13 protein-coding genes are annotated in these 22,744 nt (G+C 55.5%); 11 read left to right on the top strand and 2 right to left on the bottom strand.

All coding sequences use genetic code 11. The features are described 5' to 3' along the window. The first annotated feature begins 139 nt into the window (after window positions 1-139). From asd to glgP, 6 genes are all read left to right on the top strand, one after another. Window positions 140-1,249: an aspartate-semialdehyde dehydrogenase gene (gene asd / locus J2125_RS09465; RefSeq protein ID WP_017802964.1), complete on the top strand. Its 1,110-nt coding sequence runs from the start codon at window positions 140-142 to the stop codon at window positions 1,247-1,249. A gap of 389 nt (window positions 1,250-1,638) precedes the next feature. Next, complete coding sequence (gene glgB / locus J2125_RS09460; protein ID WP_017802965.1) at window positions 1,639-3,822, top strand: 1,4-alpha-glucan branching enzyme; 2,184 nt, start codon at window positions 1,639-1,641, stop codon at window positions 3,820-3,822. After that, a complete protein-coding gene (gene glgX / locus J2125_RS09455) occupies window positions 3,819-5,807 on the top strand; it encodes a glycogen debranching protein GlgX (RefSeq protein WP_017802966.1) in 1,989 nt (662 codons plus the stop codon). The genes glgB and glgX overlap by 4 nt, the downstream gene beginning before the upstream one ends. Window positions 5,808-5,817: 10 nt before the next feature. Continuing rightward, window positions 5,818-7,110, top strand: a complete 1,293-nt coding sequence (gene glgC / locus J2125_RS09450) for a glucose-1-phosphate adenylyltransferase (RefSeq protein WP_017802967.1) — start codon at window positions 5,818-5,820, stop codon at window positions 7,108-7,110. Window positions 7,111-7,175: 65 nt separating this feature from the next. Further along, a complete protein-coding gene (glgA, locus tag J2125_RS09445) occupies window positions 7,176-8,609 on the top strand; it encodes a glycogen synthase GlgA (protein WP_017802968.1) in 1,434 nt (477 codons plus the stop codon). A gap of 21 nt (window positions 8,610-8,630) precedes the next feature. Beyond that, complete coding sequence (glgP, locus tag J2125_RS09440; RefSeq protein ID WP_017802969.1) at window positions 8,631-11,078, top strand: glycogen phosphorylase; 2,448 nt, start codon at window positions 8,631-8,633, stop codon at window positions 11,076-11,078. A gap of 76 nt (window positions 11,079-11,154) precedes the next feature. On the opposite strand, the gene glpD is transcribed toward glgP, so the two are convergent. Then, window positions 11,155-12,663 (bottom strand): glycerol-3-phosphate dehydrogenase, encoded by a 1,509-nt coding sequence (gene glpD / locus J2125_RS09435; RefSeq protein ID WP_017802970.1) that lies wholly within the window; start codon window positions 12,661-12,663, stop codon window positions 11,155-11,157. Window positions 12,664-12,901: 238 nt separating this feature from the next. On the opposite strand from glpD, the gene glpE reads away from it, so the two are divergent. The 3 genes from glpE (at window position 12,902) to J2125_RS09420 (ending at window position 14,890) form a co-directional block, all read left to right on the top strand. Continuing rightward, the gene (gene glpE, locus J2125_RS09430; protein WP_017802971.1) at window positions 12,902-13,222 is read left to right on the top strand and encodes a thiosulfate sulfurtransferase GlpE; all 321 of its coding nucleotides are present in this window, start codon (window positions 12,902-12,904) and stop codon (window positions 13,220-13,222) included. Window positions 13,223-13,286: 64 nt separating this feature from the next. Continuing rightward, on the top strand, window positions 13,287-14,108 hold the full coding sequence (glpG, locus tag J2125_RS09425; RefSeq protein ID WP_026111958.1) for a rhomboid family intramembrane serine protease GlpG: 822 nt from the start codon (window positions 13,287-13,289) through the stop codon (window positions 14,106-14,108). Between the two features lie 23 nt (window positions 14,109-14,131). Then, complete coding sequence (locus J2125_RS09420) at window positions 14,132-14,890, top strand: DeoR/GlpR family transcriptional regulator (RefSeq protein WP_017802973.1); 759 nt, start codon at window positions 14,132-14,134, stop codon at window positions 14,888-14,890. A 44-nt stretch (window positions 14,891-14,934) separates the two neighbouring features. Here the strand turns inward: J2125_RS09420 and malT are convergent, their stop codons facing one another. Then, the gene (malT, locus tag J2125_RS09415) at window positions 14,935-17,679 is read right to left on the bottom strand and encodes an HTH-type transcriptional regulator MalT (RefSeq protein WP_017802974.1); all 2,745 of its coding nucleotides are present in this window, start codon (window positions 17,677-17,679) and stop codon (window positions 14,935-14,937) included. 541 nt (window positions 17,680-18,220) lie between these two features. Here malT and malP point away from each other — a divergent pair. After that, window positions 18,221-20,629, top strand: coding sequence for a maltodextrin phosphorylase (gene malP / locus J2125_RS09410; protein WP_017802975.1), 2,409 nt, complete (start codon window positions 18,221-18,223; stop codon window positions 20,627-20,629). Continuing rightward, entirely contained in the window at window positions 20,629-22,695 is a 2,067-nt protein-coding gene (gene malQ, locus J2125_RS09405; protein WP_017802976.1) for a 4-alpha-glucanotransferase, read from the top strand. Before malP ends, malQ begins: the two co-directional genes overlap by 1 nt. The last annotated feature ends 49 nt before the right edge of the window (window positions 22,696-22,744 follow it).

Raw genomic sequence — 22,744 nt, 5'->3', positions numbered from 1 at the left:
GCATTGCTGAAAAACAGCTAACCATCGAATTAATTCACTTGCCAGTTTTGCTGCATTTTGTAAGGTGGTAGCAATATCCCTTTTGTCTTTTACTTTAACAGGTCTGGCGTCGCCGACGCAGCCTGAAGCAGGTGCAATAATGAAAAGTGTAGGATTGATAGGCTGGCGCGGTATGGTCGGGTCAGTATTAATGCAGCGTATGATCGAAGAGCGCGACTTTGACGTAATCCGTCCGGTGTTCTTTTCCACTTCACAGCATGGCCAGGCCGCGCCTGAATTTGCCGGTAAGTCCGCAGGCAAGCTGCAGGATGCGTTTGATATCGATGCGCTGAAAGCACTGGATATCATTATCACCTGCCAGGGCGGCGATTATACCAGTGAAGTCTATCCTAAGCTGCGCGCCAGCGGCTGGCAGGGCTTCTGGATTGACGCCGCTTCTACGCTGCGTATGAAAGATGACGCGATTATTATCCTCGACCCGGTTAACCATCATGTGATCGGCAACGGTCTGGATAAAGGGATTAAAACCTTTGTCGGCGGCAACTGTACGGTCAGCCTGATGCTGATGTCGCTCGGCGGTCTGTTTGCCAGCGATCTGGTGGAATGGGCTTCGGTCGCCACCTATCAGGCCGCTTCCGGCGGCGGCGCGCGTCATATGCGTGAACTGCTGTCACAGATGGGTATGCTGCATGGTCATGTCGCCAGCGAGCTGAGCAACCCTTCTTCCGCGATTCTGGATATCGAACGCAAAGTCACTGAACTGAGCCGCGCGGGCGCGCTGCCGGTGGATAACTTTGGCGTGCCGCTGGCGGGCAGTCTGATCCCATGGATCGACAAACAGCTGGAAAACGGCCAGAGCCGCGAAGAGTGGAAAGGCCAGGCGGAAACCAACAAAATTCTGCAACCAGCGCACACTATCCCGGTTGACGGTTTATGCGTACGCGTCGGTGCGCTGCGCTGTCACAGCCAGGCATTTACTCTGAAGCTGAAAAAAGATGTGCCGCTGGCGGAGATCGAACAGCTGCTGGCTGCGCATAACGACTGGGTGAAAGTCGTGCCGAACGATCGTGAGATCACCATGCGCGAACTGACCCCGGCAGCAGTAACCGGTACGCTAAGCACCCCGGTTGGCCGTCTGCGTAAGCTGAATATGGGACCAGACTATCTTTCAGCATTTACCGTCGGCGATCAGCTGTTATGGGGCGCAGCGGAACCGCTGCGTCGCATGTTGCGTTTACTGGTGGATTGATCCGCTTATCGGGCCTGGTGTCGCCAGGCCCGAAGCCAGTACTTTTAAGCTGTTAGTGAGGAAATTAACGATATTACAGCGCATCTGACCTGTGATGCTGCACCAAAATAGCCCTTCAAGTGATCCGCTTCCCCTTTTTAGCACTGACAAAAATTATTTTATGCATTCTTCACAGGCTAACGGTTCGCCTTAGCTATGCTTGTATCAGATGTCCTGATTTTTGGCTGTTTGCTTTCCCAACTGAATTGAATTTGCGCGTGGTACTGGTTTCTTGTCCAGCGGATGGATGTGCCCTCCATACCTGCGTGCTGATGGCTCAATGAAGAGCAGCTTTCTTGTAATGCCCGGCATTACACGATTTGCCTGCCAAATGTCACAGGAAGAAAGTCATGTCAGAGCTACCCGATCGCCAGGCGATCAATGCAATTATTGCCGGCCATTATGCCGATCCTTTCGCACTGCTCGGTATGCACCAGACCGATGCCGGGCTGGAAGTTCGCGCTTTACTGCCCGATGCCTCCGAAGTCTGGGTGATTGAAACCAGCACCGGACGCCAGTGCGCTCAGCTTAAATGCCTGGATTCCCGCGGCTTTTTCAGTGCGGTGATCCCAAGGCGTAAAAACCCTTTCCGCTATCAGCTGGCGGTGATCTGGCATGGTGAACAGAATCTGATTGATGACGCCTATCGTTTTGGCCCGTTACTGGCCGAGCTTGACAGCTGGCTGTTGTCGGAGGGCACCCACCTGCGTCCTTACGAAACGCTGGGCGCCCATGCGGATGTGATTGATGGCGTTATCGGCACCCGCTTCTCGGTCTGGGCGCCGAATGCGCAGCGGGTATCGGTAGTAGGCGAATTTAACTACTGGGATGGCCGCCGTCATCCGATGCGCTTCCGCCGTGAAAGCGGTATGTGGGAGCTGTTTGTCCCGGCGGCCCGGCCCGGGCAGTTATATAAGTTTGAAATTATTGATCTGCACGGACAGCTGCGGCTGAAAGCCGATCCCTATGCTTTCGAAGCACAGATGCGGCCAGAAACCGCTTCAATGATTTGTAGCCTGCCGCCAAAAGTGGAGATGGCGCCGGAGCGTAAGGCGGCAAATGCCTTTGACGCGCCGATCTCGATTTACGAGGTGCATCTGGGTTCCTGGCGTCGTCATACCGATAACCACTTCTGGCTGAGCTATAAAGAGCTGGCGGAGCAGCTGGTACCGTATGTGAAAGAGATGGGGTTTACCCATATCGAACTGATGCCGATTAACGAGCACCCGTTTGACGGCAGCTGGGGCTATCAGCCACTGGGCATGTATGCGCCCACCCGCCGTTTCGGCACCCGTGATGATTTCCGCGACTTTATCAGCGCCGCCCATGATGCCGGGCTGAATGTGCTGCTCGACTGGGTGCCAGGCCATTTCCCTGCGGATGAATTCGGGCTGGCAAACTTCGATGGCACTCAGCTGTATGAACATGGCGATCCGCGTGAGGGTTATCACCAGGACTGGAATACGCTGATCTATAACTTCGGTCGCCGTGAGGTGAGTAATTATCTGGCGGGCAATGCACTCTACTGGATGGAGCGCTTTGGTATTGATGGCTTACGCGTTGATGCGGTGGCGTCGATGATCTATCGCGATTACAGCCGTAGCGAAGGTGAGTGGATCCCGAATGCTTATGGTGGCCGCGAAAATCTCGAGGCGATCTCTTTTCTGCGTTACACCAACCGCACGCTGGGACATGCGGCGAGCGGCTCAATTACCATTGCCGAAGAGTCCACTGACTATCCGGGCGTGTCGCGTCCGCCGGAAAGCGGGGGCCTTGGTTTCTGGTTTAAATGGAATCTCGGCTGGATGCACGACACCCTCGACTATATGAAGCTCGATCCGGTGCATCGCCGTTATCACCACAATCTGATGACTTTTGGTCTGCTGTATAACTACACCGAAAACTTTGTGCTGCCGCTGTCGCATGACGAGGTGGTACACGGTAAGCGCTCGATTCTTGATCGTATGCCGGGCGACCCATGGCAGAAGTTCGCCAACCTGCGCGCCTACTATGGCTGGATGTGGGGCTTCCCCGGCAAAAAGCTGCTGTTTATGGGCAACGAATTCGCCCAGGGCCGCGAGTGGAATCATGATACCAGCCTCGACTGGCATCTGCTGGAAGGCGAAGACAACTGGCATAACGGCGTGCAGCGTCTGGTGCGCGACCTGAATCTGACCTATCGCCATCATAAGCCGATGCATCAGCTGGATTTCGACGGCGATGGCTTTGAATGGCTGGTGGTCGACGATCACGAAAACTCGGTGTTTGCGTTTATCCGCCGCGATCTCGAAGGCAATGAGGTGATTGTGGTCGCCAACTTCACCCCGGTGCCGCGCCACGACTATCGCTTTGGCATTAATCAGCCGGGTAGCTGGCGTGAAATCCTCAATACCGATGCCGGTCATTATCACGGCAGTAACCTGATTAATGGCCTGCTGCATAGCCAGCCGGTTGCCAGCCATCAGCGCGCGCATTCGCTTAGTCTGACTATCCCGCCGCTGTCGACGTTATGGCTGACGAGGGAGGGTGCATGAGTTTAATGCAGCTGGGTCAGCCGACCCCGACGGGCGCCTCTTACGATGGTAAAGGGGTTAATTTCGCGCTGTTCTCGCAACATGCGGAACGGGTGGAGTTGTGTCTGTTTGACGTGCAGGGCAGGGAGACGCGTTACGACCTGCCGGCGCGCAGTGGGGATATCTGGCATGGTTATCTGCCAGCTCTTAAGGCTGGTCAGCTGTATGGTTACCGCGTGCATGGCCCATGGCAGCCGCAGCAGGGCCACCGTTTTAATCCGGCAAAGCTGCTGGTCGATCCCTGCGCCCGTGAGGTGATCGGCGAAGTGACGGACGATCCGCGTTTTCTTTGCGGCGAGCAGGAGATTAACCTTGAAGACACCGCCGCCATCGCGCCAAAAAGCGTGGTGGTAGCGGATGATTTTGACTGGGATGGCGATTTTGCGCCGCGCATACCCTGGGGCTCAACGGTGATCTATGAAGCCCACGTACGCGGTTTAACCAAACTGCATCCGGCAATTCCGGCGGAGATCCGTGGCACCTATGCGGCACTCGGCCATCCGGTAATGATCGACTATTTCCAGCGGCTGGGCATTACCGCGCTGGAACTGCTGCCGATCGCCAGTTTCGCCAGCGAGCCGCGCCTGCTGCGCCTCGGCCTGAGCAACTATTGGGGCTACAACCCGCTGGCGTCTTATGCCCTCGACGGGCGTTATGCTTCCGGCCTCGATCAGCTACATCCGCTTAATGAGTTCCAGCAGGCGGTAAAAGCCCTGCATCGCGCGGGTATCGAAGTGATCCTTGATGTGGTGTTTAACCATACCGCCGAGCTGGAGGCCGAAGTGGGGCCAACGTTGTCGCAGCGCGGCATCGACAACAAAAGCTACTACTGGCTAAACCAGCAGGGTGAATACCACAACTGGACCGGCTGTGGTAACACCCTCAATCTCAGCCATCCCGCCGTCATGCTGTGGGCGCTGGACTGCCTGCGTTACTGGGTCGAGGTGTGTCATGTCGATGGTTTCCGCTTTGATCTCGCTCCCGTGCTGGGCCGCACGCCGGATTACGATCCGCAGGCGGCGATATTTGCTGCGATCAATGCCGATCCGCTGCTGTCGCAGGTCAAGCTGATCGCTGAACCCTGGGATATCGGTCCCGGCGGCTATCAGGTGGGCAACTTCCCGCCGCCGTTTGCCGAATGGAACGACCATTTCCGTGACACCATGCGCCGCTTCTGGCTGCATGACGGCATCAGCAACGGTGACTTTGCCCGCCGCTTTGCCGCCTCCAGCGATGTTTTCCAGCATGCAGGCCGCCCGCCATCGGCCAGCATCAATCTGATTACCGCCCACGACGGCTTTACGCTGCGTGATGTCGTCAGCTTTGAGCGCAAACATAACGAAGCCAACGGTGAAGATAACAACGACGGCAGCAACAATAATTTCAGCCATAACCACGGCAGTGAAGGGCTGAAAGTCTCGCTGAATATCGTCGAGCGCCGCCGTCGCAGTGTTCACGCCCTGCTGACCACGCTGTTGCTGGCGCAGGGTACACCGATGCTGCTGGCCGGTGACGAACATGGTCACAGCCAGCATGGCAACAACAATGCTTACTGCCAGGACAACCAGCTCACCTGGCTGGAGTGGCAGCATAACGATACCGGCCTGTTCGACTTTACTGCCGCCCTGATTCATCTGCGACGCCTGATCCCGGCGCTGCAGCAGGATCAGTGGTGGCAGGAAGGCGACGGCAACGTGCAGTGGCTTAATGCTAACGGCCAGCCACTGAGCAGTGAAGAGTGGGGACAGGGGATGCACAGATTGCAGATCCTGCTCTCCGGCCGTTGGTTAATAACAATAAACGCCACTGAAGACGTGAGCGACATCGCACTACCAGCTGGGGAATGGCGCGCCATTCCTCCTTTTGCCGGGGATGATAACCCGATCCTCTCAACTGTCTGGCATGGGCCCGCGCATGGCGTGAGCGTGTTCCAAAAGCAAGCATAAGGAGTCAGACATGGTCAAATTAGAAAGAGCAGATCATCTTATGTTGGCAAGACAATTGCCGACGCAAACTGTAGCCCTGATCCTTGCTGGCGGACGTGGTACGCGCCTGCGGGATCTCACGGCCAAACGCGCCAAACCTGCGGTGCACTTTGGCGGTAAATTTCGCATTATCGACTTTGCCCTCTCCAACTGTATCAACTCCGGTATCCGCCGCATTGGCGTGATTACCCAGTATCAATCCCACACCCTGGTGCAGCATATCCAGCGTGGCTGGTCATTTTTTAATGAGGAGATGAACGAATTTGTTGATCTGCTGCCGGCGCAGCAGCGTTTCTCCACCGAGAGCTGGTATCGCGGCACTGCCGATGCGGTTACGCAGAACCTCGATATTATTCGTCGTTACCACGCGCAGTACATCGTGATCCTTGCCGGTGACCATATTTATAAAATGGATTACTCGCGCATGCTGCTGGATCACGTGGCTAATGATGCCAAATGCACCATTGCCTGTATTCCGGTGCCGATTGCCGAAGCCACCGCGTTTGGCGTGATGGCGGTGGATAACGAAAACAAGGTGATCGATTTTGTCGAGAAGCCGAAACAGCCACCGGCGATGCCGGGCGATGATACGCAGTCACTGGCCAGCATGGGGATCTACGTATTTAACGCGGATTACCTCTATCAGCTGCTGGAAGAGGATCTGCAACTGCCGGAGTCGACCCACGATTTTGGTAAAGATCTGTTGCCGAAAATCGTCGCCAGCGGTGAAGCGTTTGCACACTCCTTTAACCTTTCCTGTGTGCAGAGCGACGACGACTCGCCGCCTTACTGGCGTGATGTCGGTACCTTAGAAGCTTACTGGCGCGCCAATCTGGATTTGGCTTCGGTAACGCCAGAGCTGGATATGTATGACACCGAGTGGCCAATACGTACCCAGATGGAGCAGTTACCACCGGCGAAATTTGTTCAGGACCGTTCCGGCAGTCACGGTATGACCATGAACTCGCTGGTGTCCGGAGGCTGCATTATCTCCGGTTCGGTAGTAGTGCACTCGGTGCTGTTCCCGCGAGTGCGCGTTAATTCATTCTGCAATATTGATTCCTCCGTGCTGCTCCCGGACGTGGTGATTGGACGCTCATGCCGTCTGCGTCGCTGCGTTATCGATCGCGCCTGCGTCCTCCCGGAAGGGATGGTGATTGGCGAGAACCCGGATGAAGACAGCCGCCGGTTTTATCGTTCAGAAGAGGGGATCGTACTGGTTACGCGAGCAATGTTGGCCAAACTGGCTAAAGCTGCTGGCTGACGGACGAAATGGTCATTGCTATCGATGCAGAGGAATGCGTCAGAGCATAGTTAAAGGAGCCCAGAATGCAGGTTTTACATGTCTGTTCAGAACTTTTTCCGCTACTTAAAACCGGGGGTTTAGCGGATGTTGTAGGGGCATTACCAGCAGCGCAGATTGCAGAGGGCACGGATACCCGGGTGTTATTGCCGATGTTTCCCGATTTGCGAAAGGGGATCACCAACACGGAAGTGGTCGCTGAGCTTCAAACCTTTGCCGGTTTTGTTCGCCTGCATTTTGGTCATTTTAATGGTGTCGGTATTTATCTGATTGAAGCGCCGGGTCTGTACGATCGCCCCGGCAGCCCTTATCACGATGAGTCACAATTTTCGTATACCGACAATCACTTACGTTTTGCTCTGCTGGGCTGGATCGGCTGCGAGCTGGCCTGCGGCCTTGATACCTGGTGGCGTCCGGATATTGTTCATGCCCATGACTGGCACGCCGGGCTGGCCTGCGCCTATCTGGCGGCGCGCGGACGTCCGGCGAAATCGGTGTTTACCGTGCATAACCTGGCCTATCAGGGGCTGTTTGCCGCTCACCATCTGGATCAGATTGAGTTGCCGCGCGCGTTTTTTGATATGCACGGGCTGGAGTTTTATGGGCAGATCTCTTATCTGAAGGCCGGCCTGTTTTATGCCGATCATATTACCGCGGTCAGTCCGACCTATGCTCGCGAGATCACTCAGCCGGAATTTGGCTACGGCATGGAGTCGCTGCTTGAACAAAGATTGCGCGAAGGACGACTGAGCGGCATTCTGAATGGTGTCGATCCGGCAATCTGGGATCCGGCGCATGACCTGCTGTTGGGTTCGCGCTATAACCGCGATGTGCTGGAAGCCAAAGCGGAGAACAAACGCCAGCTGCAGGTGACGATGGGTTTAAAAGTCGATGACAAAGTGCCGGTATTTGCGGTGGTCAGTCGCTTAACCAGACAAAAAGGGCTGGACCTGGTACTGGAAGCGTTGCCTGGCTTGCTGGAACAGGGGGGCCAGCTGGTGCTGCTGGGCGCCGGTGATGCGGTGTTGCAACAGGGATTCCTTGCGGCGGCGGCGGAGCATCCGGGCCAGGTTGGCGTACAGATTGGCTATCATGAAGCCTTCTCGCACCGCATTATCGGTGGCGCGGATGTGATTCTGGTGCCAAGCCGGTTTGAACCTTGCGGTCTGACACAATTATATGGCCTGAAATATGGCACATTGCCGCTGGTACGTCGTACCGGCGGTTTAGCCGATACGGTCAATGACAGTTCCCTGGAGAACCTGGCGGATGGCATCGCCAGTGGTTTTACCTTCGAAGACAGTAATGCCTGGTCGTTGCTAAGAGCGATCCGGCGTGCATTTGTGTTGTGGTCCCGTCCTTCACTTTGGCGATTTGTTCAGCGCCAGGCGATGGGGATGGATTTTAGCTGGCAGGTGGCGGCCCTTGCCTACCGCGATCTTTATCAACGCTTGCTGTAACCAGAAAATGGGATACTTGATATGAACGCACCATTCTCCTACGCCTCTCCCACGCTAAGTGTGGAAGCATTAAAAAACTCAATTGCCTATAAGCTGATGTTTACGCTGGGTAAAGATCCGTCGGTGGCCAATAAGCATGAGTGGCTGAACGCCACACTGCTGGCGGTGCGCGACCGCATGGTGGAACGCTGGCTGCGTTCTAACCGTGCGCAGCTGTCACAGGATGTGCGGCAGGTCTATTACCTGTCAATGGAGTTTCTGGTCGGGCGTACGCTCTCTAATGCGCTGCTGGCGATGGGTATCTATGATGATATTAACCGCGCGCTGGAAGAGATGGGTTTCGATCTTGCTGAGCTGATGGAGGAGGAGAATGACCCCGGTTTAGGCAATGGTGGTTTAGGCCGTCTGGCTGCCTGTTTCCTTGATTCGCTGGCGACGCTGGGACTGCCGGGCCGCGGTTACGGCATCCGCTATGACTACGGCATGTTTAAACAGAATATTATTGATGGCCGTCAGGCGGAGTCACCGGATTACTGGCTGGAGTATGGCAATCCGTGGGAATTCCAGCGTTTTAATACCCGTTACAAGGTACGCTTCGGTGGCCGTATTCAGCATGAAGGCAGCCGTGCGCGCTGGGTCGAAACCGAAGAGGTGCTGGCCACCGCTTACGACCAGATTATTCCCGGCTACGATACTGACGCCACCAATACCTTACGGCTGTGGGGCGCGCAGGCGAGTAATGAGATCAATCTTGGTAAATTTAACCAGGGCGATTACTTCGCGGCGGTGGAAGATAAAAACCATTCGGAAAACGTGTCGCGCGTGCTCTATCCCGATGACTCAACCTACTCAGGCCGCGAACTGCGCCTGCGTCAGGAGTACTTCCTGGTGTCGGCCACGGTGCAGGACATTCTGAATCGTCACTGGACCATGCACCATACCTTTGACAACCTTGCCGATAAGATCGCTATTCATCTGAATGATACCCATCCGGTACTGGCGATCCCCGAACTGATGCGCCTGCTGATCGACGAGCATAAGTTTACCTGGGATGACGCCTTTGAAGTGACCTGCCAGGTGTTCTCTTACACCAACCACACGTTGATGAGTGAAGCGCTGGAAACCTGGCCGGTGGATATGATTGGCAAAATTTTGCCGCGAAACCTGCAAATTATTTTTGATATTAATGACTACTTCCTGAAAACCATTCAGGAGCACTACCCGGATGACTGGGAACTGCTGTCGCGCATTTCGATTATCGATGAGAACAATGGCCGTCAGATCCGCATGGCGTGGCTGGCGGTGGTGGTCAGCCACAAGGTCAATGGCGTTTCGGAGCTGCACTCCAATCTGATGGTGCAGTCGCTGTTCGCTGATTTCGCCCGCCTGTTCCCCGGACGTTTCTGCAATAAAACCAATGGCGTGACGCCGCGTCGCTGGCTGGCGCTGGCCAATCCTCCACTCTCCAGTGTGCTGGATGAGGCGATTGGCCGCACCTGGCGTACCGATCTCAGCGAGCTGAGTGAAATTAAGCCGCATATTGATTATCCGACCTTTATCCAGGATATCACTGACGCCAAGCTGGCGAATAAAAAGCGGCTGGCGGAGTGGGTGGCGAAAAATCTGGATATCGTGCTGGATCCGCACGCGCTGTTTGATGTGCAGATTAAACGGATTCATGAGTACAAACGTCAGCTACTTAATGTGCTGCATATTATTACCCGCTATAACCGCATTAAGGCCGATCCGACCGCTGACTGGGTGCCGCGCGTCAATATCTTCGCCGGTAAGGCCGCCTCGGCTTACTATACCGCCAAGCATATTATTCATTTAATCAATGATGTAGCCAAAGTGATTAACGCCGATCCGCAGGTGAAGAATAAACTGAAGGTGGTGTTTATTCCTAACTATGGCGTCAGTCTGGCACAGATTATTATTCCGGCGGCGGATCTCTCTGAACAGATTTCACTGGCGGGCACCGAGGCGTCCGGCACCAGTAATATGAAGTTTGCCCTTAACGGCGCGCTGACTATTGGTACGCTGGATGGCGCCAACGTTGAGATGCGGGAGCATGTCGGCGACGAGAATATCTTTATCTTCGGCAATACCACGCCGCAGGTGGAGGAGCTGAGACGCAAAGGTTATAACTCGCATCAGTATTATGATGAAGATCCGGAGTTACGCCAGGCGCTGACGCAGATTGCCACCGGACTGTTTAGTCCGCAGGAGCCTGGCCGCTATCGTAACCTGTTTGATTCACTGGTTAATCTTGGCGATCACTATCAGTTGCTGGCCGACTATCGCAGCTATGTGGATACCCAGGATCGGGTGGATGAGTTGTACCGACATCCGGAAGAGTGGCAGCGCCGTGCGGCACTGAATATCGCCAATATGGGCTACTTCTCGTCGGACCGTACCATTCAGGAGTATGCCGATGAGATTTGGCATATTTCGCCGATAAGGTTGTAGATGTAAAAAGGGCGGCGAGAACGCCGCCCCTGCAGGAAATCACGAATGCAGGGGCGGCGAAAACGCCGCCCGCAATTTATGACGCCAGCGATAACGCCGGTTTTTTCAGATGCGTCGCCAGCCATTCGCTGACGCGCGCCTGCTGCTCTTCATCCAGCCACATACCTTGCTTGGTACGACGCCAGATAGCATCATCCAGTTCACGCACCCATTCATGCTGCACCAGATAGCGCAACTCGGCTTCATAGAATTCGTGACCGAAGTTCTCGCCTAAATCGGCCAGGCTGGTGGCCTCTTTCAGCAGCAGCTCAGTGTTGCTGCCGTAGGTGCGGGCGAAATGACGCGCCATACCTTCGCTGATAAAGCTGTAACGACGACGCAGGCTGGCGGCGTAATCTTCGCGGCTACCGGCGATATCGCCGCCAGGCAGCACACAGTCACGCGTCCAGGCCGCACCGGCATCAGGGTAGTACTTCGCCAGCTTCTCCAGCGCATGTTCAGCCAGCTTACGATAGGTGGTCAGCTTGCCGCCAAAGACCGACAGCAGCGGCGCCTGGCCTTCATCATCGCGGACATCCAGTGTGTAATCACGGGTGATGGCCTGCGGTGAATCGGATTCGTCATCGCACAGCGGACGCACGCCGGAGTAGGTCCAGACGATATCGTTACGCGCCAGATCTTTCTTAAAGTGGGCGTTAAACACTTTCAGCAGATAATCGATCTCGCTGTCTTCAATCTTGACGTTCTTCGGATCGCCTTTGTATTCGACGTCGGTGGTGCCGATGATTGAGAACTCATCCATCCACGGAATCACAAACACAATACGGTTATCTTCGTTCTGCAGAATGTAAGCCTGCTTCTGCGTATGAACGCGTGGCACCACAATATGGCTGCCTTTAATCAGGCGAATGCCGTAGGGCGATTTCAGCTTCAGACCATCATCAAACAGCTGCTTAACCCACGGGCCGGTGGCATTGACCAGACCTTTGGCGCGCCAGGTAAAGGTTTTGCCGCTATCAACATCTTCCGCTTCCACCATCCACAGGCCATTTTCACGCCATGCACGGGTTACACGGGTGCGGGTACGCACTTCGCCACCGCGTTTCACCACTTCCTGCGCATTCAGCACAACCAGGCGCGCATCGTCGACCCAGCAGTCTGAATATTCGAAACCGCGCGTAATCTCAGGTTTAAGTACCGAATCTGCGCCAAAACGCAAACCTTTACTGCCGGGTAAGCTGGTGCGCTTGCCGAGGTGATCGTACATAAACAGACCGACACGAATCATCCACGCCGGACGCAGGTGCGGACGATGCGGCAGACGGAAGCGCATCGGGAAAGCAATATGCGGCGCCATTTTTAACAGCACTTCGCGTTCGGCCAGCGCTTCACTCACCAGGCGGAATTCGTAGTGCTCCAGGTAGCGCAGGCCACCGTGGATTAATTTAGAGCTGGCGGAAGAGGTTGCGCAGGCCAAATCTTGCGCTTCCAGCATGAGCACAGAGAGTCCGCGTCCTGCAGCATCGACTGCAATACCGGCACCGTTGATGCCGCCGCCGATTACGATCAAGTCTTTGGTTTCCACGTCATCTCCTCCGATGTTCGCGATGTTCGTAATAGTTCAATTATGTTCGTTTTCGAGCATTATATTAATCGGAAACCAACATTGATGCCAGTGTTAACGGAATAAAAACATTTATGCGTGATGCAGGTAACATAATTTGCGACATAAAACGTCATTAACCACAGGCTTATTCAGGTTATTACTGACCCGCTTCAGGCTACAATATGCCCATTAGTAAGGTTATTGACTGGAAACTCTCATGGAACAATTTGAATGTATCAGCGTGCAGCAGGCCGAACAGCGTCTGACACAAGGCAGCGCATTGCTGGTTGATATCCGCGATCCGCAAAGCTTCGCCATTGCGCATGCGACTGGCGCTTACCATCTTACCAATGATTCACTGAGCACACTGCTGCAGCAGACAGATCTGGCCACGCCGCTGCTGGTGATGTGCTATCACGGCATCAGCAGTAAAAGTGCTGCGCAGTATCTGCTGACTCAGGGCTTCGATCAGGTCTACAGCGTCGACGGCGGTTTTGAAGCCTGGCACGCCGCGTTCCCGCAGCAGGTTGAGGCATAAACGCGCCAATCATTTGCCGAAAGGCGCTTAATACAGATAAGTTCAGGGACTGATACCCGATATGATGCGTATTACTCATTTTAACAATCCGCGTCTGGCGCAGGCCTTTGTGGATTATATGGCGACGCGCGGCGTGACGTTGCGCATTGAGCCGGGTGAGACTTACACCCTGCTGCTGGATGACGAAGCGAAAGCGGAGCTGGTCGAAAACGAACTTCAGCAATTTGTCCGCGATCCGACGCATCCGCGTTATCTCGCCGCCAGCTGGGAATCCGGTAACACCTCCAGTGGTCTGCGCTACCAGCACACCTCGATTCTGGCCAGTATCCGTCAGCGCGCTGGCCCACTGACCATGACGGTGATGATTGCCTGTGTGGCGATCTATATTCTGATGCAGCTGGTTGGCGATCGCAGCGTGATGTACTGGCTGGCGTGGCCGGCGGATGAAGGGCAATATTTCCAGCTGTGGCGCTGGTTCAGCCATGCGCTGCTGCACTTCTCATTGCTGCATATCGTGTTTAATCTGATGTGGTGGTGGTATCTCGGCGGCGCGGTGGAAAAGCGCCTCGGTAGCGGCAAGCTGGTGGTGATTACGCTGATTTCCGCGCTGCTTAGCGGCTGGATGCAGGCGAAATATAGTGGGGTATGGTTTGGCGGCTTGTCAGGCGTGGTGTATGCGCTGATGGGATATGCATGGCTGCGTGGCGAACGCGATCCCGACAGCGGTATTTTCCTTGAGCGCGGCCTGATGGCTTTCGCTATTCTGTGGCTGGTAATTGGTTACTTTGGCGCATTTGGTCTGGCGATTGCCAATGCGGCGCACGTGACTGGTCTGCTGGTCGGGCTGGCGATGGCGCTGGCCGATACGCGTCAGCTACGCAAATAACAGCATAATCTTCGGAGACTTTCGTGAAGCAAACGCAACGTCACGACGCCATTATTGATCTGGTCCGTCGTCAGGGGTATGTCAGTACCGAAGAGCTGGTGGAACATTTCGATGTCAGCCCGCAAACTATCCGCCGCGATCTGAACGATCTGGCCGATCAGAATAAAATACAGCGCCATCACGGTGGCGCCGCACTGCCTTCCAGTTCTGAAAATACGGCCTGGCAGGATCGTAAGATGATGTGGTCGGCGGAAAAGGCGCGTATCGCCCAGCGCGTCGCCAGTCAGATCCCCGATGGCGCCACGCTGTTTATTGATATCGGCACCACGCCGGAAGCGGTGGCGCATGCGCTGCTGAATCACAATAATCTGCGGGTGGTGACCAATAATCTGAATGTCGCGATGCTGCTGATGGCGAAACCCGACTTCCGGCTGATTCTGGCGGGTGGTGAAGTGCGTACCCGCGATGGCGGCATTATGGGCGAAGCGACCCTCGATTTTATCTCTCAGTTTCGCCTTGATTACGGCATTCTCGGCATCAGCGGCATTGATATGGATGGTTCGCTGCTGGAGTTTGACTATCATGAGGTGCGCACCAAGCGCGCGATTATTGAGAACTCACGCTGCGTGATCCTGGTGGCGGATCACTCGAAGTTCGGCCGTAATGCGATGGTCAATCTCGGCAATATGAGCCTGGTTGACCAGCTATATACCGACGCGCCGCCACCGCCGAGTGTGATGAAAGTGATTGAGCAGCATGAGGTTCATCTGGAACTGTGTTGATAGCGGGCGGCGATAACGCCGCCCCTACAGTTTATCATGGTCTTTTATGTAGGGGCTGCGTTCTCGCCGCCCATGTTGACACCCAGTCCCATTAAATGCAGCAGCTGTTGCGCCTGTTGCACCGCTTCCTGGCGGTGCAGCACACCGAGTTTCTGATACAGATTGCGGATATGGGTTTTAATGGTGGTTGACGCCACATCCAGCTCACCGGCGATCTGATCGTTGCTGTAACCGGAGTAAATCAGGCCCAGCACCTGCCATTCGCGCTGGGTCAGTGGACTGGTGCGGATCAGCTCCGGCACCTGCGGATGGGTCAGCAGACGGGTGACAAAAGTCTCATCGAAATGGGCAAATTTATGCCGGTGATGCTGATTGATATCGCGCAGAATACGCTGAGCGCGACGCTGTTCCATTTCCGGCAGTGAATTCAGCTGCAACAGCTGACGGAGCTGCTGCGCCATCGCTTCCCCTTCAATCACAAAATGGCTGACAAAGCCGGTGCGATTCGCCAGCGCCAGCGACTCAATCAGCGCTTTCTGCGCCTCGCTTTTACGGCCGGTCTGCCAGTAAAGGGCATTGCTGAGCAGCAGATTGCGATTAAGATCGCTGATTAAACGCAGGCGGCGTGCATTTTCATTCAGCTCATCCAGTACCACTTCCGCTTCATCATATTGCCCCAGCAGAATCTGCGCGCGCGCGATATTGCGCCACTGGCCCTGCAGGAAGTGGTTATCAGCATCTGCCGGTTTTGGCGTCAGACGCAGCCAGTTCGCCGCCGCAACTTTATCACCAGTCATCTGCCAGTAAATCACCCGCGGTTTATCTGCGTTGGTGACCCAGTCGCTGTGATACTGGCCGTTACTGAGTAAGTTTTCGCAGCGGTTAAGGTGGCGGCGGGCGTTATCCATATCACCGCGCGCCAGCGCACATTTCGCCAGCATCGCCAGGCATTGCAACTGCTGCTGTGGTTCAAAGTTGGCCAGCACCTCCAGCCCTTTGCGCGCCGCCGCTTCGGCCTCATCAAGATGTGACCATGACCACAACAGTTGTGAACGAATACGCAGCAGAAATTCATGCATTGGCAGCTGTTCCAGTCCCTCGGCGGCAATCAGATCAAAGGCTTTCTGCTGCGTTTCCCAGGCGGTTTGCAGATAACCCTGCGCTATCAGGATCTCGCTTTGCTGCAACAGCGCCCAGAGCACGTAGTGGCAGATATCATGCTGGCGCGCCATCTGATCGGTCTGCTGCATCATCGCCAGCGCCTGGCTAAGTTCCCCTTTGCAGTGCAGCACTTCCCCTTTGACCGAGGTGGCGACAATACGGCTGTAATAGTTGGCTAATGGCAGGATATTCAGCGCCTGATTGGCCAGCTGCTCCGCTTCATCAGGTTTACCGGCATTAATCGCCACCTGCGCGCGCAGCGCATCGAATTCGGCGCTCAGCTCAATATCAATTGCCGCCTGTTGCATAGCCATCTCCTGCTCAGCGCGCGCCAGCAGCAGATTGACTTCACCATAGCGGTGCTGACTCTGCGCCAGCCAGGCCTGCAACAGAATCAGTCGCGGATTTTGCACCAGCAACTGCCACGGCAGCGCTTTCAGCCCCTCTTCCAGCAGCGCCAGCTCGCTGTGATTAAACAGCGACCAGGCGTGGCGTAGCAAAATATCGCGCAACAACAATTTATCCTGCGCGGCCAGCGCATGGTGAATCGCCTCACCGGCAAAGCCCTGCGCCATCCAGCCCTCCGCCGCCGCATGATGCAGCTGATGCAGTTCGCTGCCCATTTCCCACTGACAGCGCTGACGCAGGAAGCTGGCAAACAGCGGATGGAAATTAAACCACTGGCCGCTGTCATCCATCCGTTGCAGAAACAGTCCCTGGCGTTCGGTCTCTTCCAGAAGCCGCTGGCCATTCTCTTCACCGGTGAGGCGTGAAATCAGCGCGTCATTCATCGAACGCAGCACCGAGCTGCGCAGCAGGAAATTTCGCGTGACATCATCGACGCAGTCGAGCACTTCATCGACCAGATAATCCGCCAGATGGCTGGCATTGATCCCGGCCAGCCGCTGCGCCGACTGATGGGTTGGCGTATTGGACTGGCGTTCTGACAGCGCAATCAGTTGCAGCGCGGTCGCCCATCCGGCCACTTCATCACACAGGCGTTGCGAGTGGCTGGCGTCGATGGGCTGTTGCAGACGGCAGTCAAAAAACTGTTTTGCTTCGTCATGGTTAAACGCCAGTGACTGGCTGTTAATTTCCAGCAGCTGATCGCGCACCCGCAGATTGGCAATGCCCAGTGAGGGCAGGTTGCGCGACAGGATCACCAGCGTCAGATTGTCCGGCTGATGGCGGATAAAAAAGCGCATCGCCTGATGGATGGCGCTGCTGGTCAGCAGATGGTAGTCATCAATCACCAGTGACAGCGGGCGGTTCCACTCCGACAGTTCAACAAACAGCTGGGAGAACAGCGCGCTGAGATTAGCGTATTGACGCTTCTGCACCATTGCTTCGCTGCGCAGGCAATAGCCGCCAGTGGCCTGCTGAATAGCCGCCATAAAGTAGCTGGCAAAACGCTCGGGATAGTTGTCACTTTCATCCAGTGAGTACCAGCCGAGATTATCCTGACTGCTGGCCCATTGCGCCACCAGCGTGGTTTTGCCATAGCCAGCCGGGCTGGTAACCAGCGCCAGCCGATAGAGATTGATGTTCGTGAGCCTTGCAATCAAACGCTCCCGAACAATGATGTTCTGAAGCCGCGATGGGCGGCTGAGTTTCGATGGTATCAGCATGGCCGGTTTACACTTCACTGTGTTATTTAGCCTTCGTCTTTCCAGTTGCCGGTGTGTTGGCTGCCCTCACTCACGCCGGCCACTTACTTATGTAAGCTCCTGGCGATTCGTTCGGTTGCCGCCTTCCTGCAACAGGAAATACTCGGCTAAAAAATGACATGGATCGAAATAAAGGGAATTATTTTGGGGCGTGTAATTAAATACATTTAGTCAGATGCATAACTAATGCAAGGCAAGATCCTGACGAAAATTCATTATGTTGCACCTCATCACACTTCCTTAACGCGAAGGTGAAAAATTCAAGCGGCAGGGATCACTATTAGCGATGTCCGCTACTTTTATTTTTTTTCACTGAATTGCGCTGGCGAGGAGCTTTTTTGCGCAATGCCGTCTTAAATTAAGTGCTGGCGATCACATTTCCGCCTACGCCCTGCCACTCCTCCCCGTCTGAACCTCTGACGGGATGATGCTGCGCGAGGTCGCAACCGTCAGCATGTGCGCATCAATTTTTGGCGAAACATTCACTTACCGGAAGAGATTTATGTCGCAGCAAAAATTTAACCAGGCACGTTTTGAGGCAGCGCTTACTCGTCAGTGGCAACATGCAGGTCTGAACGCCGCGCAGGAAATGAATCAACATCAATGGTGGCACGCGGTCAGTGGCGCACTGGCCGAACTGCTGGCGGCGCAACCGCTGGCGCCCGCCACCAAAAAACAGCGCCACGTTAACTATATTTCGATGGAATTTCTGATTGGCCGTCTGACCGGTAATAACCTGCTTAACCTCGGCTGGTATGATCAGGTGCAGGCGCTGCTGGCAGAACAGCAGGTCAGCCTGAGCGAGCTGCTGGAGGAGGAGGTCGATCCGGCCTTAGGCAACGGGGGCCTCGGGCGTCTGGCGGCCTGCTTCCTCGATTCGATGGCCACTGTCGGGCAATCCGCTACCGGTTACGGCCTCAATTATCAGTATGGTCTGTTCCGCCAGTCATTTAACGATGGTCAGCAGCAGGAAGCGCCGGATGACTGGCAGCGCCACTGCTATCCGTGGTTTCGCCATAATAGCGCGCTGGATGTGGATGTGCCGCTCGGCGGTAAGGTCACGCGCGGCGACAACGGCCAGCACCTCTGGACGCCCGCTTTTGTAATGCGCGGCGAAGCCTGGGATCTGCCGGTGATTGGCTATCGCAACGGCGTGGCGCAACCGCTACGGCTGTGGCAGGCCACTCATCTTCATCCGTTTAACCTGACGCTGTTTAATGACGGCAAGTTTTTGCAGGCGGAGCAGCAGGGCATTGATGCCGCTAAACTGACTAAAGTGCTCTATCCCAATGATAACCATCAGGATGGCAAGCGCCTGCGCCTGATGCAGCAATACTTCCAGTGCGCCTGCTCGGTGGCCGATATTTTGCGTCGTCATCATCTGGCGGGGCGTAAAATCGCCGAGCTGGCGGATTACGAAGTGATTCAGCTGAATGATACTCATCCGACGATCGCCATTCCCGAAATGCTGCGTGTGCTGCTGGACGAACATCAGATGGAGTGGGAGGCGGCGTGGGCGATTACCAGTAAAGTGTTTGCCTATACCAACCACACGCTGATGCCGGAAGCGCTGGAGCGCTGGGATGAGAAGCTGGTGCGCAGTCTGCTGCCGCGTCATCTGATGATTATTCAGGAGATTAATAAGCGCTTTAAGAAGCTGGTGGATAAGCAGTGGCCGGGCGATAAAGCGGTGTGGGCAAAACTGGCGGTGCTGCATGATAAACAGCTGCGCATGGCCAACCTGTGTGTGGTGAGTGGCTTTGCGGTAAACGGCGTGGCGGCGCTGCACTCCGATCTGGTGGTAAAGGATCTGTTCCCGGAGTATTACCAGCTATGGCCGCATAAATTCCATAATGTCACCAACGGCATTACGCCACGTCGCTGGCTGAAACAGTGCAACCCGGCGCTGGCGGGGCTGATTGATGAGACGCTGAAAGTTGAGTGGGTCAATAATCTCGATGCGTTAAAAGCGCTGGAGCCACAGGCGGATAATGCCGCGTTCCGTCAGCGCTATCGCCAGATTAAGCATGACAATAAAGTGCGGCTGGCAAATTATATCCATCGTCTCACCGGTATTACCGTCAACCCGCAGGCGATGTTTGATATTCAGATTAAACGGCTGCATGAGTATAAACGTCAGCATCTTGGCCTGTTGCATATCCTGCACTGTTACCGTCAGCTGCGCGATAATCCGCAACAGGACAGCGTGCCGCGCGTGTTTCTGTTTGGCGCCAAAGCGGCGCCTGGCTATTACCTGGCGAAAAATATTATCTATGCGATTAATAAGGTCGCTGAGAAGATCAATAACGATCCACTGGTCGGCGATCGTCTGAAAGTGGTATTTATTCCCGATTACCGCATTACCGCCGCCGAGCTGATGATCCCGGCCGCAGACCTCTCGGAGCAGATCTCCACCGCTGGCTACGAAGCCTCGGGAACCGGCAATATGAAGCTGGCGCTGAATGGCGCGCTGACCATCGGCACGCTGGATGGCGCCAATGTCGAAATTGCCGAACAGGTGGGTGAAGAGAATATCTTTATCTTCGGCAACAGCGTCGATCAGGTCAAAGCGCTGAAAGCGAAAGGCTACGATCCACTGAAGCTGCGTAAAAAAGATAAGCATCTGAACAACCTGCTAAAAGAGCTGGAAAATGGCTTCTTCAGCAATGGCGACAAACATGCCTTCGATATGATGATGCACAGCCTGACCACCGGCGGCGATCCCTGGCTGGTGCTGGCGGATTTTGCCGCTTACTGCGCCGCGCAACAGCGGGTGGAAGCCCTGTGGCGCGATCAGGAGGCCTGGACACGCACAGCGATCCTGAATACGGCGCGTACCGGCATGTTTAGTTCTGATCGTTCCATCAGGGATTATCAGACACGGATTTGGCAGGCAAAAAGGCAGGGATAATGGATTTAAAACAACTCGATAAGGCCGCCACCGCGGCCGGTATTGCCGCCAGTTATATTAATGCCAAAGGTCAGCCAGAAGCGATTGCGCCCGAGACCAAACAGCGCCTGCTGGCGGCGATGGGCAATCCAAAGCCGGTCAGCGCCGCGCCGCTGCCCGCCGCAAAGGTATTTAGCGGCACGCGTAAGCTGAATCTGCCGGTGGGCGGCAAAGGGTCGTTTCGCTGGCACTTGCAGGCGGAGAGCGGCAGGCAGTATCAGGGCGAGGTAAACGGTGGTGAGATGCTGGCGCTACCGCCGCATCTGCCGCCCGGCTATCACCAGCTGACGCTGACGCAGGCTAAGCAGCAGTGGCCCTGTCGCATTATTGTCGCGCCAAAGCGCTGTTTCGAACCGGTGGCGCTGCGTGAAGGCAGGAAACTGTGGGGTGCCTGCGTGCAGCTGTATACCGTGCGCTCAGAGAGTAACTGGGGCATCGGTGATTTTGGCGATCTGCATAACATGCTGGATCAGATTGCCGATCGCGGCGGCGCGTTTATTGGCCTTAACCCGGTTCACTCGCTCTATCCGGCGAATCCTGAAAGCGCCAGTCCCTACAGCCCCTCTTCGCGACGCTGGCTGAATGTAATCTATATCGATGTGATGCGTGTGCCGGATTTTCGCGACAGCGCAGAGGCGCAACGCTGGTGGCGGCAAAGCGCCACGCAACAGACGTTAAGCAAAGCGCGTAGCAGTGAATGGGTCGATTATCAGACGGTCAGTGATTTAAAGATTACCGCCCTGCGTCTGGCATGGCAGCAGTTCTGTCTGCGCGATCAACAGGATAAAACCCGCGACCACTTTGAGCGTTTTATTACCCAGGGGGGCGGCAGCCTGTTTTCGCAGGCGGCTTACGATGCCATGCATGGCGCGATGCTCAAAGAAGACGCCACGCGCTGGGGCTGGCCGGTATGGCCGCAGGCGTATCAGCATGCTGATAACGCGGCAGTGCAGACTTTTTGCCAGAAAAATCAGCAGGAAGTGCGCTTCTGGCTGTGGTTGCAATGGCTGGCGAACCGCCAGTTTGATGAGTGCTGGCAGCAGAGCCAGCAGCGCAAGATGCCGGTTGGGCTGTATCGCGATCTGGCGGTTGGCGTCGCCGAGGGCGGAGCGGAGACCTGGTGCGACCGTGAACTTTATTGCCTGCAAGCCTCGGTCGGTGCGCCGCCGGATATTCTGGGGCCGCTGGGGCAAAACTGGGGGCTGCCGCCAATGGATCCGCATGTGATGGCGGCGCGTGGTTATCAGCCATTTATCGACCTGTTACGCGCCAATATGGCCAGCTGCGGCGCATTACGTATCGACCATGTGATGTCGATGCTGCGCTTATGGTGGATCCCTTATGGCGAAACCGCCGATCACGGCGCCTATGTTTACTATCCGGTGGAAGATCTGATGGCAATTCTGGCGCTGGAGAGCCAGCGTCATCAATGCATGGTGATTGGCGAGGATCTCGGTACTGTGCCAGTGGAAATTATCGGTAAGCTGCGCGACAGCGGCGTCTATTCGTGGAAGGTGCTCTATTTCGAACAGGAGTCGGCGGACCGCTATCGCGCGCCCGCCGACTGGCCGCGCCAGTCGATGGCCAGTGCCACCACCCATGATTTACCGACGCTGCGCGGTTTCTGGAGCGCCGGGGATTTAACGCTGGGTGAAACCCTGGGCTTATATCCCGACAAGGTGATTCTGCGTGGTCTGCATCAGCAGCGTCAGCAGCAGCGGCAGGCGTTGCTGAATGCGCTGCATCAGTATCGCTGTGTGCCGCAGCGCACCGCTAAACGGGCGGAAAAGATGGCGATGACGCCGGAACTGAATCGCGGCATGCAGCGTTTTATTGCCGACAGCGGCAGCGCCTTGTTGGGATTGCAGCCGGAAGACTGGCTGGATATGGAGAAACCGGTCAATGTGCCGGGGACCACCGATCAGTACCCCAACTGGCGACGCAAGCTGAGTAAAACGCTGGAGGAGATATTTGCCGATGATTACGTTAATCGTCTGCTGAAGGATATTGATAAACGTCGGAGATAAAAGGGAAATTGTCGTAGGGGCGGCGCTATCGCCGCCCATCTGACAAGGT

The organism is Winslowiella toletana, assembly GCF_017875465.1.
In the GTDB taxonomy this organism is placed as follows: Bacteria; Pseudomonadota; Gammaproteobacteria; order Enterobacterales; family Enterobacteriaceae; genus Erwinia; species Erwinia toletana.
Note: the sequence above shows the minus strand (reverse complement) of the source record. Positions and strands in the feature narration are given on the sequence as shown.